Annotated in this window: 18 protein-coding genes; 9 read left to right on the forward strand and 9 right to left on the reverse strand. The window is 41.3% G+C overall.

The genetic code is table 11. The features are described from left to right. Positions 1-10 precede the first annotated feature (10 nt). The 5 genes from tssC to E2H97_RS01185 form a co-directional block, all read right to left on the reverse strand. Positions 11-1,495 carry a type VI secretion system contractile sheath large subunit gene (gene tssC, locus E2H97_RS01165; protein WP_133405427.1) on the reverse strand — a complete coding sequence of 495 codons (1,485 nt, stop codon included), beginning with the start codon at positions 1,493-1,495 and terminating at the stop codon, positions 11-13. Further along, entirely contained in the window at positions 1,495-2,004 is a 510-nt protein-coding gene (gene tssB / locus E2H97_RS01170) for a type VI secretion system contractile sheath small subunit (RefSeq protein WP_133405428.1), read from the reverse strand. The genes tssC and tssB overlap by 1 nt, the downstream gene beginning before the upstream one ends. Before the next feature lie 58 nt (positions 2,005-2,062). Further along, complete coding sequence (locus E2H97_RS01175; RefSeq protein ID WP_133405429.1) at positions 2,063-2,581, reverse strand: type VI secretion system tube protein Hcp; 519 nt, start codon at positions 2,579-2,581, stop codon at positions 2,063-2,065. 29 nt (positions 2,582-2,610) lie between these two features. Continuing rightward, complete coding sequence (locus E2H97_RS01180; RefSeq protein WP_133405430.1) at positions 2,611-3,984, reverse strand: type VI secretion system protein TssA; 1,374 nt, start codon at positions 3,982-3,984, stop codon at positions 2,611-2,613. A 231-nt stretch (positions 3,985-4,215) separates the two neighbouring features. After that, positions 4,216-4,992: a YopT-type cysteine protease domain-containing protein gene (locus E2H97_RS01185; protein WP_133405431.1), complete on the reverse strand. Its 777-nt coding sequence runs from the start codon at positions 4,990-4,992 to the stop codon at positions 4,216-4,218. Positions 4,993-5,223: 231 nt separating this feature from the next. Here E2H97_RS01185 and E2H97_RS01190 point away from each other — a divergent pair, with 231 nt between their 5' ends. After that, positions 5,224-5,604, forward strand: a complete 381-nt coding sequence (locus tag E2H97_RS01190; protein ID WP_133405432.1) for a hypothetical protein — start codon at positions 5,224-5,226, stop codon at positions 5,602-5,604. Between the two features lie 18 nt (positions 5,605-5,622). Here E2H97_RS01190 and E2H97_RS01195 read toward each other — a convergent pair whose 3' ends face one another. Then, positions 5,623-6,258 (reverse strand): hypothetical protein, encoded by a 636-nt coding sequence (locus E2H97_RS01195; RefSeq protein WP_133405433.1) that lies wholly within the window; start codon positions 6,256-6,258, stop codon positions 5,623-5,625. A gap of 229 nt (positions 6,259-6,487) precedes the next feature. Here E2H97_RS01195 and E2H97_RS01200 point away from each other — a divergent pair, with 229 nt between their 5' ends. The 3 genes from E2H97_RS01200 to E2H97_RS01210 are packed head-to-tail and all read left to right on the forward strand — an operon-like array spanning position 6,488 to position 9,273. Next, positions 6,488-8,365 (forward strand): type VI secretion system Vgr family protein, encoded by a 1,878-nt coding sequence (locus E2H97_RS01200; protein WP_133405434.1) that lies wholly within the window; start codon positions 6,488-6,490, stop codon positions 8,363-8,365. A 24-nt stretch (positions 8,366-8,389) separates the two neighbouring features. Beyond that, complete coding sequence (locus E2H97_RS01205; RefSeq protein WP_133405435.1) at positions 8,390-8,971, forward strand: DUF6931 family protein; 582 nt, start codon at positions 8,390-8,392, stop codon at positions 8,969-8,971. 11 nt (positions 8,972-8,982) lie between these two features. Continuing rightward, on the forward strand, positions 8,983-9,273 hold the full coding sequence (locus E2H97_RS01210) for a PAAR domain-containing protein (RefSeq protein ID WP_133405436.1): 291 nt from the start codon (positions 8,983-8,985) through the stop codon (positions 9,271-9,273). 21 nt (positions 9,274-9,294) lie between these two features. On the opposite strand, the gene E2H97_RS01215 is transcribed toward E2H97_RS01210, so the two are convergent. Then, positions 9,295-10,980 carry a collagenase gene (locus tag E2H97_RS01215; RefSeq protein WP_246029036.1) on the reverse strand — a complete coding sequence of 562 codons (1,686 nt, stop codon included), beginning with the start codon at positions 10,978-10,980 and terminating at the stop codon, positions 9,295-9,297. Positions 10,981-11,157: 177 nt separating this feature from the next. On the opposite strand from E2H97_RS01215, the gene E2H97_RS01220 reads away from it, so the two are divergent. The 3 genes from E2H97_RS01220 to hemF all read left to right on the forward strand — a co-directional run bounded on the left by E2H97_RS01220 (position 11,158) and on the right by hemF (position 13,367). Then, positions 11,158-11,721, forward strand: a complete 564-nt coding sequence (locus E2H97_RS01220; protein ID WP_133405437.1) for a DNA topoisomerase family protein — start codon at positions 11,158-11,160, stop codon at positions 11,719-11,721. Between the two features lie 12 nt (positions 11,722-11,733). Beyond that, on the forward strand, positions 11,734-12,291 hold the full coding sequence (tsaC, locus tag E2H97_RS01225) for an L-threonylcarbamoyladenylate synthase type 1 TsaC (RefSeq protein WP_133405438.1): 558 nt from the start codon (positions 11,734-11,736) through the stop codon (positions 12,289-12,291). A 149-nt stretch (positions 12,292-12,440) separates the two neighbouring features. Next, positions 12,441-13,367, forward strand: coding sequence for an oxygen-dependent coproporphyrinogen oxidase (gene hemF / locus E2H97_RS01230; protein WP_133405439.1), 927 nt, complete (start codon positions 12,441-12,443; stop codon positions 13,365-13,367). Here hemF and E2H97_RS01235 read toward each other — a convergent pair. Continuing rightward, the gene (locus E2H97_RS01235; RefSeq protein ID WP_133405440.1) at positions 13,349-13,795 is read right to left on the reverse strand and encodes a group II truncated hemoglobin; all 447 of its coding nucleotides are present in this window, start codon (positions 13,793-13,795) and stop codon (positions 13,349-13,351) included. The two genes, hemF and E2H97_RS01235, sit on opposite strands and share 19 nt — an antisense overlap. A 57-nt stretch (positions 13,796-13,852) precedes the next feature. Here E2H97_RS01235 and aroE point away from each other — a divergent pair, with 57 nt between their 5' ends. Both aroE and E2H97_RS01245 read left to right on the forward strand, forming a co-directional pair. Beyond that, complete coding sequence (gene aroE / locus E2H97_RS01240) at positions 13,853-14,677, forward strand: shikimate dehydrogenase (RefSeq protein ID WP_133405441.1); 825 nt, start codon at positions 13,853-13,855, stop codon at positions 14,675-14,677. A gap of 8 nt (positions 14,678-14,685) precedes the next feature. Beyond that, positions 14,686-14,949, forward strand: coding sequence for a DUF1488 family protein (locus tag E2H97_RS01245; RefSeq protein WP_133405442.1), 264 nt, complete (start codon positions 14,686-14,688; stop codon positions 14,947-14,949). Here the strand turns inward: E2H97_RS01245 and E2H97_RS01250 are convergent. Continuing rightward, positions 14,940-15,485 (reverse strand): gamma carbonic anhydrase family protein, encoded by a 546-nt coding sequence (locus E2H97_RS01250; RefSeq protein WP_133405443.1) that lies wholly within the window; start codon positions 15,483-15,485, stop codon positions 14,940-14,942. The two genes, E2H97_RS01245 and E2H97_RS01250, sit on opposite strands and share 10 nt — an antisense overlap. Positions 15,486-16,038: the final 553 nt, after the last annotated feature.

The raw sequence follows: 16,038 nt of genomic DNA on the forward strand, positions 1-16,038 counted from the left end.
TTACCCTTTTCTACCCTTTTTTGCCAGGAATGTTGGCGACCATTCTTAAAGAGGTAGATAATTCTTCGAGCTGTAACCAAGGCCGCATATAAGCAATGGCCGAATACGCGCCAGGTTTTCCAGCTTGTTCTTGCACAATGACTTTTGCTTCAGCCAGTGGGAATTTTGCTTTCTGTTCATTGCCAATTGCATTTGAATTTACGTATTGGTGTATCCAAGTATCCAGCTCTTTTTGAACATCCGTCACTTCTAAGCTTGAGCCGATTTTATCTCTGCCCATTACCTTTAAATAGTGAGCAATACGGCTACTGGCCATGGTATAGGGCAGGCGAGCCGAAATGGCGGCATTAGCGGTAGCGTCAGGATCGGTGTAAGTTTTAGGCTTATGGGTGGTTTGCCCCCCCATGAATACCCCAAAATTGGTGGATTTGTAATGGACTAATGGGAGAAAGCCTAAGTCACTGAGTTCTTTCTCTCTTTCGTCAGTGAAGTTGACTTCCGTTGGGCATTGTTGAAGCAAATCATCGGCATCGGATAGGTAAGTAAAGTTAGGGAGGTTCTCTACTTTACCGCCATTGTCCATGCCTCGAATAGCCGTGCACCAACCGTACTGGAAGAAAGCTTGGGTCATGAGTAGACCCATTTCAAAGCAGGCATTTGACCAAATAAAATCATCTTCAGAGTTAACCAGTGGTGAGCCATCATCTCGAGTGTCTAATTCTTCAAAGTTGAATGACTTCACGCTAACAGTGGTCGAGCCATACGGCAGGCGTGCCATGGTTCTGGGAAGTGTGAGGGCAACGTAGCGAGAGTCGTCGCTAGCTCTAAAAGAGTTCCACGAGGCATAGGCGGGGGAGTCAAAGCCGGCTGCTACCGGCTTACCTTCTAAAAACGTGGTAAATGAGTTGTAATCAAACATACTGGGATTAGTAGCGGCAACAAAAGGGGCATGTGAGGCTGCGGCTACTTCTGCCATATAACGCATAAGTGCTACATCTTCATCACCATAGTCAAATTCATAGTCCCCTAGTAGTACCCCGTAGGGTTGTCCACCGGCGGTACCAAATTCTTCTTGATAAACCATGGTAAAAAAACGGCTTCTATCAATGGCTGGGGCACTTTCAAACTGATCTAACAGTTCATCTTTGGTGTAGTCAGTGAGTTTGACTTTCAATTGAGGTCCAAGCTCGCTGTTTTTGATCAATTTTTGCAATCCGAGCCAGCTTCCTTCAAGTCGTTGATAGTCCTTATTTTTCATAATGTGAGACAGTTGTTTTGAAATGTTTTTATCAATCGCTGCGATGGCTTTTTCGATGGTTAGTGTGAGATTTTTGTCCCACGTCACCGTTCCCTCTAAGACTTGAGTGGTTAAAATTGATAAAAGTTCTTTGGTGGTATCTTCTGGTGTTTGTGAGGTGGCCGAAATGGCTCGTTCAAGGATACTGGCTTGAACTTCGCTGGTGGCGGACTCGGTAGCGGTTTCTTCGCTAGACATTATTCATCCCCTTCTTTTTTAACACCTAATTCATCAGCGAGTCCTTGGATTGAATCAGTATTTTGTAGTACTTCTTTGAGTAGCTTTTCAAGGTCTCTTGAACGATCGGCTTTACTCAATAACACTTTTAATTGATTACGTGTTTCCACCATTTTCTTCAGGGGCTCAATTTGCTCAACCAACTTTTCCGGATGAAAATCTTTCATGGATTTGAATTTGAGGTTTACTTCAAACTGGCTGTTATCATCGGCAAGTAGGTTATCGACTTTGTAGGAAAGCTGCGGGTCGACCCTCGCCATCACGGCATCAAAATTGTCTTTATCAAGGCCGTAAAACTCTCGCTCTTCAAGATCAGCCTTTTCGGTGTCAGGCTTATGCCCCGAAAAGTTGCCAATGACACCGACCACGAAAGGCAACTCTTTGGTTTCAAGGGCACCATTGGTTTCAACATCATAGGTTATACTTACCCTGTTTTTACTTACTCTTTTGTGTTGTGCATTTAAAGCCATAACACCACCCCTTGATAATATTAAATTAGGCTTATTAGATGTTTATATTGACGTCAAATTAACTTTGCTCACCCGAGGTCATGGCGCCTTTTCCAACATCAAATGTAACCAAGCCACCATCAGACATATCACCTGAGGCTTCTTGGAAGTTATGCTTTTGGGTTATTTCGTTGTAGGTGAATGCAATCGTTTCCACTATCCCACCTTCAGAGATGGACTTGTTGTAGGACGAGATTTTGCTATTGGTTAGTTTCATTTGGTAGGCGATTTGTACACCAGAACCGTCAGACATGGGGACGGTTGCGACAAAAGTGACTTCTTTGCCTTCGGCGCCAGGGCTATAAAGAATGGACATGATAAATTCGGAAGCCCCGTCGGCCATTTTGGTCACGTTTACTTCTTGAACGGCGACAATGCCTTTATCACTGTTAGTGGCATCGCCCACCTCCATGCCGACATTTCTGACACCCCCCCATGTCAATGAAGTTAGCGCTATCCATCCATCACCATCTAATCCGTCTACAGTAGCCGCGCCATTTGGCGATACGCCATCTATTTGCATGTATATACTTGCCATCTTGTTATCCTCTTATGAATTTTAAAAGATCACCAAGTCACCTTTGTTTTTGGTTTAGGTTTATTGGTTGTTGGCTTAGTGTTTTGCTGTGTTGTTGTATTGGCTTCAGGAGCCGGAGCATCAACGGGATCATTATTGGTTTGAGCCTGCTGTTGAATTGGTGGGGAAGTGTTCGAAGTGGCTGTGTTAGCCTGCAGAGAGTTTGTGGACTTCAAAAGAATCGTTTTTAACAAGCTCTCTTGTGGCTTTGACATTAATTCGTCTAGAAGATTGGGTAAAGCCAGTTTTCCCCAATTAATCGCAATATCAAGCAGGTAAGACACTGGACTGTGCGGCTCGGTCTTTTGAAAATAGCTCGATAATGTTTGTAACTGCTTAAATGCCTGCTCTCGTGTCACGTCACTGCTGTTGGCGATGTCTTCAAAATGAAGAGGTTGTGAAGCGCTCATTTGGGGTTGTTGAATCGGCGGAGTTGGAGTCGTTGCTTGTTCTTGTTCTTTTGGCGGCTGTGCTGTTACCGTTTCTGTTGTGTCAGAGCTTGTTGATGGGGCGTTATTTTCGTCATCGTGAGTTTGGCTATTTTCCTCATTAGGGATTGGGGTTATGCCTGTTAGCCTTTCAAAGGCATCGAGTAATGATGAAAGTAGCGCCTTAATGAAAGAAAAGTTAGTCCCTTGAATCCCGAGTTGAGACGTTTTTTGAGCCACCCATTGTGATATTGCTTCTATGTGAACAATACATAAAGATAAGTTATTCACTTTTTCAGATATCGCCTCTTTTTCCTGTGGGATCTTATCCGCAATCGTTTCTTTTAATTGATCGATTTCCCCTTTGTTAATGGCACTTTTATAATCAAAAAAGCTCAATTCGTGGAGTAAATTAAAGGTTAGAAAGGGTGAGTAAAATAAACAACTTTCGAGAGTGTCACCGACTAATTGAGTAAAAGCTTTTATTTTTTCAGTACCTTGAGCTTTTTCTTGCTCATCTTTATCGTCTGACTTCAATTTTTCGGAACTGAGAACTGGATTCACTTCATCCCAATGATTGATTAACAAATTTGAAAACCAATCAAGTGCAATGACTAAACTTTTTAGGGAGGGAGTAATAAATATTTGAGCCGTTAAAGCCCATGCAATTAGCTCAATATCCTGAGTTTGATTTTTAAATACGTCAATCAGTTCTTCAGATAGCTTTTCCCAATTGGTTAAGTTTTCTTGTTGTAATTCATCTAGTAGGCTTTCATCTGGGTTTTGGGTGAGCACTCTTAAGGATGTTTGAGCTAAATTAAATGAATTGCGTATTTTTCTAAATGAAGCTCTATCTTCTCTTAAATTAACGCCACAAAAATTATCTTGATTAATGCCGTTAGCTAAAAGTTCATCCTTAAGTTCTTCTGAAAACAATTATGCCTCCCAAAAATATCAGGTTAGACAATGCACTATATTTATTAGTTAGTAATCTAAACCTAACTGAAAAATATACAAACAATAAATGCTACTATGTAATTATTTAAAATTATTAGTATGTTTAACAGTTAATTACGAGGAGTTTTCTGAGTGAGTTAATTTTTAATTTGTTGTGTAAATATGTTTTTATTTTTATATTGAATTTGAAGTCGGTTTTGATATTGAAAATTAACATAATGGCGAATAATGCCTGATTTCCCACGCTTTACCAAGAGCAAAGCTCACATCATATTTCGCTTTATGCCAAAAATAGTTTGCGAACCAATTTTCAAAGAAACTGGTGCTAAACCAATACTCACCAAAATTGGGATCGAACATGAGTATTTCATTTGTACCTGTATACACCGCAAAAGTATGGGCTGCAAGCGTGCCGAAAACACTTACTAATTTATAATCGGAAATACCAGAGTAAGGTCTTGCGATGGCTTTTGCCAACGTTTTAGGGTCGGTTTTTTTTGCACTATTTTCACTTTTATCAATCTGTCTGCCATGAATCCCTGAAAAAAAGCGTTTTTTATTTTTCCCTCTTGTATAGCCTTCGGATCCTACCAACGAGAAGTGCTTTTGAGCGATTCCCTTTGATTTAAACCAATCTTCAGTGACTCTGTCTTGATCCATGCCATCCCCACTGGCGGCTATCCCAAACTTTTGCAGCATTTTCACTCTATCCATTACCACTTGATTGAGAATATTTGGGTTGTAGTTGATATAAAGATGATTCCAAAGAGAATCTCCCTTTATGTGGTAATAAATCCATATACTAGACAGCGCATGACATACGCCTCCATGAGTGTCTTTTTGCCCTTTGATAGCTTTAAAAATATTGCCTTTTCCCTGACAAAAGGGATGAGTGCAGTGCCCACCGTATTTTTTAGCACTCAATTGAATATCTTTAGATGCAGAAGCGGCAATCATATGAGCTATTTTTTCAAAGATTACGGACATTTTTTAAGGCTTTCCCGACAGATTTATAATATAGACATGAACAGTAGAAGTGCTTGGCTTAAAATTTAAAAATTGTTTGCGATATATGATTAAGTCTATCGTTATTTAATCAATTGAAAAATAAATTTAAGTTCAATAATTATGCGAAATTGTTATATGACGTAATTAAATTGACTTAGAATACGAATTTAAAATTTACTATGTATTATGTTTGATGATGGGAGAGTAAATATGGCTTTTGATGTTATAAATTACGATCAAACGTATTGGTCATATAATAGTAAATTGGATATTGTTGTTACAAATGCTAAAGAACTGGAGGGGTTTAATAATTTTTTAAAAGAATGTGATAGTTTAAATGGAACTCAATTATTAATGTACGTTTTTGTTGATAGTGAAAAGCCAATACAAAAGGTGTTTTATGCCAAGAGTGATGAGGATATGCGACTCAGAGAGTTTTTTGTGACTGACCAAAATCACGCTCAATTAATGGCTTCTACAGATTTATCCCAATTTTGCATCAGGTTTAAAGCTTCCTTTAATCAGTGGTGTGACTTACCTGCTCAGTATGATTTGCTACATCAACAACAGTATTTATCAGCAAAAAAGTAAGGTGTCTTGCTCGGTGCTTTAATCTTCAACACTATAAGTACATACTCTTAAACCCGAAAATTTGTTTTCTTTATAGAATTGAGTAGCAATAAAATTGATTAAACGACAACAGGCTCGAGCATCTTTCATAACCCCAAATCCATAATTGGGATCAAACATAATACTGCCAGCTAGCCCTTTATCTCCGCCTCCTATTCTGCAACACATCATGTGCTTTCTTGCTCCCTTGAAACCGAGCATAGCCGTTACATTTTCTTGTGTGAGTAAAAAGGACATGCCAGACATGACGTCATCAAAGTTTTGTTGAAATTCCATGACATATTTGACACTTTTTACCAGTGTAGGGATGTATTTGTATTTTAAGACAGGATCCCCTCCAGGGAGGACATTTTGAAAGCGGTGATAGCCACGGATAAGTGACCGCCCTTTGATTTCTTTACAGCTTTCTATAAACGCATCGGGACTAAAATTGCATTCCAAGACGTAGACACAGGCTCCAAAGCAGTATCCATCCGAAGGGCTGTCTTCGTCAGCCAATATTTCAGCAACTCTTGATAGGCCACTTGGCCCGCGATAATAGCCTTTACTGTCTACTTGAGAAAAAGGTACAGCTATTCCTTCTAGACGTTCGACGGTTTTTTCGAAATCAGCCATGGTATTTCTCTGAGTCTATATAGTGAAACTGCTAATTTAAAATCTTGTTAATTCGTGATTGACTTTTTATTCCTTAAACGCACTATTTTTAATAGATTTTTTAAAAGGATAAAGCTAACTATCTTGGATTTGCACATAATTTATAGAAATAATAAATCTACAAATGATATTAACTATTTGAGAATTAAAAAATTAGACTTAATGTTTTTATTTAATTGATGCTTTTTGTATGTCAGATATTGAATATGACGTTGAAGCCAGAGAACTCAATGTTGTGATTGATAGTGGAGATCCCATAATCGGTACCACGTTGACCTGTGAACAAGTGCTTTCCTCTGGTTGTACTCTCGATATTTCAGTATGTTCACCTGAAGCAATAGAGTCTACTGTGTTAGGCACTGAAGTGTGTGCAAGCTATCAACAGTCGGAAACTGAATTTGAGCGAGATTATGTTGGGCTGGTGAGGAGTGTTTTTTTTAAAGGCTTTAGCGAAGAAAAATCACTGTATTATTACAACATTGTTGCCGTAGATCCCTTATCTTTATTATCCCATCGTCATAATCGGCAAATTTTCCAAGAAATGACTACCAAGGCGATTGTAGAACAAGTGCTAGAAGATGCTGAGCTTGGAACGTATTTCACATTTAAGCTGTCAGCTGAAGGCACTGAAAAAGAATACTGTACTCAAATGGATGAGACAGATTTAGAATTTATTCAGCGGCTATTTGCCAGCGAAGGATGGTATTACTACCTTCAGCATACGGAATCCACGCCTAATGTTGTCGTTTCTGACTCTCCTCAAGGCTACGAAGATGCAGAAACAGACACGTTAAGTTATCGAGATAAAGAAGATGATCCCATTAATGTACTCGAACAATGGCAGCAAATGACGCATATTGGTACGGCTTCCATTATGCTGGCAGATCATACAGAAACCTTGGCTGAAGTTTTTGACAGCAGCGATAGAGAAAGTGATGCCGATACCAATCTGAGCGGATTAAAAAGCTACCACTTTGGTGATGGTTTTGAAGAAAAAGGCGCAATAAGAGATTCCGCTAAAATTCGAATGGAAGCGCTCGATGCTTATCGGGTTGTTTCTCAATCTCAATCGCAAATTTCGGTACTTTCATGCGGCAATGTGTTTAAGCTTGATAAGCATCCTGTCGACGATCTGAACCAAGAGTATGTCATCATCGCCATTTCCCACTCGATTTCAACAAGCAGTTCGTCAGGCGGTGCAGGTTACAGTAACGCATTTAAATGTATTCCGAAAGAAACCCCTTTTCATCCTCCTTTTATTCCAAAACCTAAAGTAGAAGGGTTGCAATGTGCAACAGTAACCGGCCCGAGTGGAGAAAAAGTTTATGCCGATGACAATGGGCAGATCAAAGTGCAATTTCACTGGGATACGTTAGGTGAAAATGATGAAAACACTTCTTGTTATATTCCTGTGTCTCAGCCTTTTGCCAGTAATGCTGCTGGCTGCATGTTTACTCCTCAAGTGGGCGATGAGGTTTTGGTTCAATACATTGATGGTAATCCAGATAGACCGGTTATCGTGGGGTCATTGTATAACACTAACAACGCGGTACCTTATGACACGCCCACTCAATGCGGCATTATGACGGCATCGGGAGGAGGGCTCAGCTTTGAAGAAAAAGAGGGAGAAGAAGAAGTTTCTATTCTTTCCTCTAATAACTTTTCAATGGAAGTTGAAAATGAGGCCAAGGTATCCTTCAAGGGGGAGTACGCTGGTGAATATGAAAAAGCAGTAGACATCCAATGTAAAGATGCCGTTGCGTTTGAGTCAAAAGATGCCGTTGAACTCAAAGGTGACAAAGTTGTGATTGAAGCGAAATCCAAGCTTCAATTGAAAGTAGGCAGCTGTACGGTTGAGATCAGTTCAAGTGGTATTAAGGTTACTGGCTCTAAAGTAGCCATTAGTGCCAAAGGGAAATTAGAAGTAAAAGGCGCAGCAGTGAAGTTAGCTGGGCAAGCAAAGGTCGAAGTCAAAGGCGCAATGACCAAAGTCGAAGGAAGTGCGATGAATCAAATCAAAGGCGGCGCCATGGTGAAATTGAAAGGCGGCGTATCAATGATTAATTAACCATCCTCCTATTCGAGAGCATTAATGAAACTAAAAAAAGTTCCCTACAGTTCAGCACACGAAATATTAGCCCTTTATGAGGCCGATGAAGAGTTTGTAGCTTTGGCGGAGTCTGATTCAACGCCCTATGATTTGATCCAATTAGGCATAAAGAACGACTTACATTCAGAAGCCATCAAGTTTTTGGCTCATGGAATGCCTATCAGGGAAGCGGTTTGGTGGGCGGTGATATGTGCTGAACAACGCAAAGATTGGAACGATAAAGAATTGGCCGCCATTGGCGCAGCGAGAGCTTGGGTTAAAGAACCCGATGAAACCAGTCGTCGATACGCCGAAGATATGGCCGGTAAAGTTGGGCTTGAGACGGGCGCAGGTTGGGTGGCTCAGGCCGCCTTTTGGTCAGGTGGCAATATGCTTGCACCGGGAGCGCCATTTGTTCCACCGCCACCTTATGCCTATGCTCAAGCCGTTGCAGGAGCAATAACCTTAACCGCTGTGTTACCTGAAGGAGAGGGCGCAGAGGAGTTTTATCAGCAATTTTTTGTTATGGGATTAGATATTGCCCAAGGGGGAAATGGGCTCAATCAGCTCAAGATTGATCATTAAGGAGGTATTTTATGCCTATGCCAGCTTCAAGGGCGACAGATATGCATATTTGCCCAATGGTAACGGCCATCATTCCACATGTAGGAGGGCCACTGGCTCCAATGCCGTGTACGGTACTTATTGGCAATATGCCTGCGGCTACGATGACTCAAATGTGCGTATGCGTAGGACCACCGGATACGATAATTAAAGGCAGTATGACAGTGCTTATTAGTAATATGCCAGGTACCCGTTTAGGCGATACCAGCGGCCATGGTGCCAATACTATATTGGGCTGGCCAACTGTATTAATGGGAGATTGAACAAGAGGACAATTGAATGCCCTAATAATGTTTATGAAGATCACTAGCGATTAAGTGTTCAGGTGTTAAATAATCTCGATAGCTGTATCTGTTTAGCTTATTAATACTGGGTGCTTTTTCTTTTTCGTCCTTTTTGTTGGCGGTAATTAAATTAACCAACCAAGCTTGGAATGCATCATTGTGATTTTCAAGCTGAGTTAATTTAGTACGATAATCATCAAATATATCGGCTTTGAGTGCTTGGCTGAGATTAACGACTTCTTTTGGATGATGCTCAGATAAATATCGAATCGCTAAATAACTCCATTGGTAGGTGCGCTCTTGGCCGTCGCCGTATTCAGTTTTAAAAATAGTCTTAAGATCGGGGCGTTTATCTTTTGCTTCTTTTGCCACCTTTATGGCTTTGGAATTCTCATTTCCTTTTGATATGTACTCAGCAAGCCCTTCAGCCCACCACACCATATGGCTGGGGAAGTGTCCAAATTCACCGTATTTTACAAATCGCCCATCCAAATAATGCACATATTCGTGGTTAAGATTCCAAACGGAAAACTCAGGTTCAACCCACCATTGTCGAAACGCTAAAAAGCGAGCTTGATTCTCTGGTTTTTGAGGCGTTCCTTCTAAGTACATACCGCCATTATCTGTGTTGATATCAAATAGTAATTGACCGCCAATGTGGTATTGGCTCCAGTTTTTAAACACTACGACCTCAAGCGCGGTATTGTGATCGTTCGCTGTGGGCTTATGTTGAGAATCCAGTAGTTGATGGAAATTGCTCTCTTGAGAGGTTAACCGTTGGCAAGACTGAGCTAATTGCTCAGAGTTGAGATCTTGATGACGAATGATAATGGTATTCGAGCATGCATGCTTGTGTGGCAGTAAGGTCGACTCATCAGGAATACGGCAGCGGCTTTTATTATCTAAGCAGGCTTGACGCTGTGCAAAGGTATTAATGTGATAGCCAAGTGTGTAGGCATCTTTACCTTTATCTTGGCGCTCTTCGATATCGTCATCGGCGATTTTTGCAACGGCGTCGTCAATGGCTTGCTCTTGTTGAGTTGGCTTATCTGTTTCTGAAGCGGGCAGTGTGAGTCGATATAGCGCCAGTGCCCAATATGCATTTTGTTTTGGCCAATCATCACCTTGACGAATACTGTTCTTGTGCTTGGCAAAGGCAATAAGCGGTAAATGTATTTGCTGCTTAATCAGCGTTTTTGCTAATGCTCCATCAGGTTGTTTTTTGGCTTGGTTAAGTAAAAAACCGTAAGCTCGTAGGGTTTCCCACAAAGCGTAATCAGTTGCTTGGCTGATTGGTGCATTGCTTAACTCAGTTAACTGATGCTTCAATGGCTTGAGCAGTGGTGTTAACGCTCCGATCGAGTCATCTTTATCAAAATATCGGTACACTGTGACTGAAAATTGCTCTTGAAAACGAGGATTTTTTTTCAAAACTGGATCTTTGATTAAAGCTTGGAGTTGTTTGGATAAGGCAAGTTTTTGTTTTAGCGTGATTGTGTCAAGATCACCAAAATAGCTGTAAGCTCGAAGAAAATAGAGCAGTTGATTGATATCTTCTAAACCAGTGGAAGGCGCAAGGCTGCTAACGGCGTTATCAAAGGTTGCTGTTGTAAACAGTTTGGTATCGTGTCCGAATAAATCATCAGGTGATAATGCTAATACCTGTTTTATTTCAGGGGTTGCCAAAGCTTGCTCTGCTAATTTAGGAGATGAGTAATGATGTCCGTATTGTCACAGTATGCCTCCACTTGCATTTTTGTATACAGTATACCTCTCAAGGCCGAATGTGAAGAATTGTGTAATTTGGCGCACAGAGTTGGATGCGATAAAATAACGGCTCATTCCAACAGGTAATCGCGGTTTATGTCTAAAATCGATCCACAATTATTTTCTGTACACGAACATGCGCTTGAAAAAGAGTATGAGACTTGTCCTGAGTGTGGTTCCGAACTTTCGGTGAAACATAGCCAACATGGCAGCTTTTTAGGTTGTAATAATTACCCGAATTGCCAATATACACGTCCGCTTGTTCAGCATGAAGCCATCGACTCCCAAGTGATAGAAGGTTCAGAGTGTCCAGAGTGTGGTAATGAACTGGCGGTAAAATCGGGTCGATTTGGTATTTTCATTGGCTGTACTCATTACCCGGAATGTCATCACATTGAGCGCCCAGATCATGAAGATGATGACGGTGTCATCGCTTGCCCACAATGTCATCAGGGGCAACTTGAACATCGAACCAATCGTTTTGGCAAAAACTTTTATGCCTGTAACGCTTACCCTAAGTGCAAATTTTTAGTCAATCACAAACCTGTGGCTCAAGCTTGCCCTGATTGTGGATTTGGAATTTTAGTCAGTCGTAAAGCGGCGGCTGGACAGCGATTGGAATGCCCACAAAAAACCTGCAAATTTAAACAACAACTTTAAAAGGTATCTTAGATGCGTCATTTGCATCCTACACAAATCAACGAACTGATTAACGCTGGTGGCATTATTGCCTATCCTACCGAAGGCGTTTATGGCTTGGGTTGTGATCCTGATAATGTCGATAGTATTGAGCGCTTACTGCAAATAAAGCAGCGGCCTTGGGAAAAAGGGCTGATCATCGTTGCCAGTGACTTTGCTCAACTTGATGACTATGTCGATTTCACTCAACTCAGTACCGATCAAATTGAAAAGGTAAAATCCCATTGGCCGGGAGCGGTGACACAAATTATGCCAGCACACGCATCTGTCAGTCCAAAGCTTCGTGGGCAGTTTGATACTATTGCGGTTCGAATTTCAGCGCATCCAACCGTGATAGAACTATGTAACAGTTTGGGGAAACCTCTGGTTTCCACCAGTGCCAATATTGCAGGAGAGCCTCCAGCGATGAGTGGCGAAGAAATTGAAGCGCAATTTTCAGAGCAAGTTGATGCCCTGATTGAAGGCGAATTAGGTGGGCGTAAACAGCCCTCTACCATCATTGATGCCCGAACTGGGCAAGTTTTACGTTAGTTACCATTTGAAGGTGCAAAATTGTAAACGACAACAGTAGCGTACATCCATGTACTGACGACCTTTACTTCCTGTAAAGGACGGTTGTCTTATCACAATTTAGCACCTTGATATGTTCACTATTAAGTGTGGAATAATAAGGAATAATCATGGGCACAGTGAATGCCAATATCGTTGATGCAAATGCAGTAAAAGCGTTTTTGCTGCAATTACAACATAATATCTGCCAAGAGCTTGAACGTTTAGATGGCAAAGCTGAATTTCAACACGATCAATGGCAGCGCGAAGAAGGCGGTGGTGGTCAAAGCCGAGTGTTAACAGATGGAAAGGTTTTCGAACAAGCGGGCGTGAACTTTTCACATGTCACAGGTGCGCAAATGCCTGCATCAGCTACGGCTCATCGTCCAGAATTAGCAGGCCGTAGCTTTGAAGCCATGGGCGTGTCTTTGGTGATCCATCCAAAGAACCCTTACATTCCAACGACTCACGCCAATGTTCGCTTTTTTATCGCTGAAAAAGAAGGCGCTGATCCGGTATGGTGGTTTGGCGGCGGTTTTGACTTAACCCCTTATTATCCATTTAAAGAAGATGTGATTGAGTGGCATCAAACCGCAAAAGACTTATGTGTGCCGTTTGGTGATGATGTCTATCCAAAATACAAGAAATGGTGTGATGACTATTTCTATCTTCCACACCGTAAAGAGACGCGAGGTGTTGGCGGTCTATTCTTTGATGATCTCAATGCATGGGGATTCGACAAGAGTTTTGCCTTTATGCAAGCGGTCGGTGAAGGCTTTATCAAAGCTTATGCTCCAATCGTTGAACGTCGTAAAGAAACGGAATATGGTGAGTGTGAACGTGACTTCCAACTTTATCGCCGTGGTCGCTATGTCGAATTTAACTTAGTCTACGATCGAGGTACCTTATTTGGATTACAAACTGGTGGGCGCACGGAATCCATTTTGATGTCGATGCCGCCGCTGGTTCGTTGGCAATATTGCTACGAACCCGAAACTGGGACACCTGAAGCCGAGCTATATGATACTTATCTAAAGCCTCAGGACTGGTTAGGCTGATTCCTCATATGATCAGCTAATGTTGAAATCGCCTGAAATATCACTTTTTGATGTTCAGGTGATTTCAAACTTTTCCCCAATGCATAACCCATACATTCCAACCATTGATCACGCATCGATTCATCAATCGCAAATGGCATATGTCTTGCCCTGAGAGCAGGGTTACCATGACGCTGTTGAAACAGCTGCGGTCCACCCAACCAGCCACTTAAAAACTCATATAACTTTTGCTCTGAATCTTGCAAAGATTGAGGGTGGATATCTCGAAGTGGACGTACATTAGCGTTTGTTGCCATATAGTGATAAAAATGCTCGGCAATTGCCTTGATGGTTTTATCGCCGCCAATCATATCGTAAGCATTGGATTGATTAGGATCGCGTTCATTCATCGCATCATTACGATTAAACAGTTTATTCAACCACTTCATGTTAAAGTTCTACTATCGGACTAAGTCAAAATTGGCTGAATTATATCGGAAACCTCAATGATTGATAGATACGCCGTATTTGGTAATCCCATAAAACACAGTAAATCACCCTTTATTCATCAACAATTTGCTAAGCAAACAGGGCAAGCGCTGAGTTATGAAAAATTGCTAGCCCCCGTGGATGGTTTTGAAGATGCGGTAACCTTATTTTTCGAGCAAGGTGGAAAAGGCGCGAATGTGACCGTGCCGTTTAAAGAACAAGCCTTTGCATTATGTCGTCAATGTACCGCTTCGGCTCAACTGGCTAAAGCCGTAAACACCTTATGGCTAGACGAAAATGGAAACCTGGTTGGCGATAATACCGATGGCTTAGGTTTGGTGGCCGATTTAGAACGTCAGTTTGGTGCTCTTAATAAAAAGAACACTGTTATTTTAGGTGCTGGTGGTGCGGTTCGAGGTTGTATCTATCCATTATTAGAGATTGGAGTGGAACAGATTGTCATTGCCAACCGTACCAAAGCCAAGGCAATCAATTTAGCCGCAGAAGTGAATGATAAAAGAGTGGAGGGAATGGGGCTTGATGAGCTATCTGCTAATACGGATTGCGATATTTTGATCAATGCTACTTCTTCTGGCGTAGACGGAAAAGTGCCCAATGTTGCGAATGACTTTATTCATAAAAAGATCAAAGCCTACGATATGTTTTATAGCGCGGAGAAAACGGCGTTTATTGAATGGATAGAACAGCAAGGAGTAACGCATACTGCTGATGGATTAGGGATGCTGGTTGGTCAAGCCGCAGAAAGCTTTATGCGTTGGCGAAAAGTGTCACCACAAATCACGTCTGTATTATCTGAATTACGACAACAAATGAGTAAATAGCAATTCCCATGAATCAAAGTATTATTTTTATCGATGACATTGAATGGTCTGAGCAAGATCAAGCCGTCGTACTTACGGCACAACTACAAGGCATGATGATCCCTTGCAAAATTAGCTTAGCAAAATTGAATGAGATCTTTAGCTCAGATATAACCAATAAAAGTGAAGCGTTGGAACTTGCTGAACACAAACGCTTCGATCTAGAAGATATGTTTGAAGAACTTATCGAACAAGAAGCGATGAATGAACAAGGTATTGTGGTTTACTCATAATCTTCTGCAATATAGTTATTCTTCAAGCGAACATAATGGGCGGCAGAGTAAGTAAGAAACTCACGTTCCTTTTCTGTAAGAGGACGAACTTGTTTAACTGGGCTGCCAACATACAAGAATCCACTTTCTAATGTCTTTCCTGGTGGCACCAAGCTACCCGCCCCGATAATAACGTCATCACAAATGGTGGCGTTATCTAAAATCAAAGTGCCCATTCCAACTAAAACGCGATCACCAATAGTACAACCGTGAAGCATGGCTTTATGACCGACTGTAACGTCATCACCAATAGTAAGCGGATAACCTTTCGGATTAGACTCAGATTTATGAGTCACATGAAGTACGGTTCCGTCTTGAATATTGGAACGCTTGCCAATACGCATAGAGTTCACATCACCACGCGCTGCCACCATAGGCCAAATACTGACATCATCATCTAAATGGATATCTCCTACTAATACAGAGAGCGGATCAATATACACAGATCCACCAATCTTTGGTGAAATGCCTTGATAACTACGTAAAGGAGAAGCCATAACTTAATTCCATAATCTATTTGTATCAGCAAACTATACCGAAAAAGCACTAAAACAGGCTAGTTTGGCAGGAAAAATAAGCATATCGCTGAAAATGTCGGCAAGCGATCGCCGATCGATAAAAAACTTCAAAAAAGCCCTTGCGCAAAATTCTAAGCTCCCTATAATGCGCCACCACTGACACGGCACAGCGGCGAAACAAACGATGTTACAGCAGCTACCAAGTCAGGGTTTAAAGAGCGATTCAGTCACTTTTTAAACGGCCAGAAAAAACTTTAAAAAAAGTGTTGACGGCCACAGGGAAATGCGTAGAATACGCAGCCCTGACCCGCTGAGAACAACGACTCGACGGGGTGCTGATAAAAGCACAATGTTCTTTAAAAATAAGTATCAAGCAAATCTGTGTGGACACTCACAGAGATAGAAACATCCAGTTATCATCTTTGGATGCTAACAAAAATTCTATCAATGAAGAGTGTTTACATTGATTGAAATCATTAATTTGATTTCAGACATGCAAAGACAGAATTCATTGAGCTGAAACTTCGGTTTC

It is taken from the genome of Parashewanella tropica, assembly GCF_004358445.1.
Lineage (GTDB): Bacteria > Pseudomonadota > Gammaproteobacteria > Enterobacterales > Shewanellaceae > Parashewanella > Parashewanella tropica.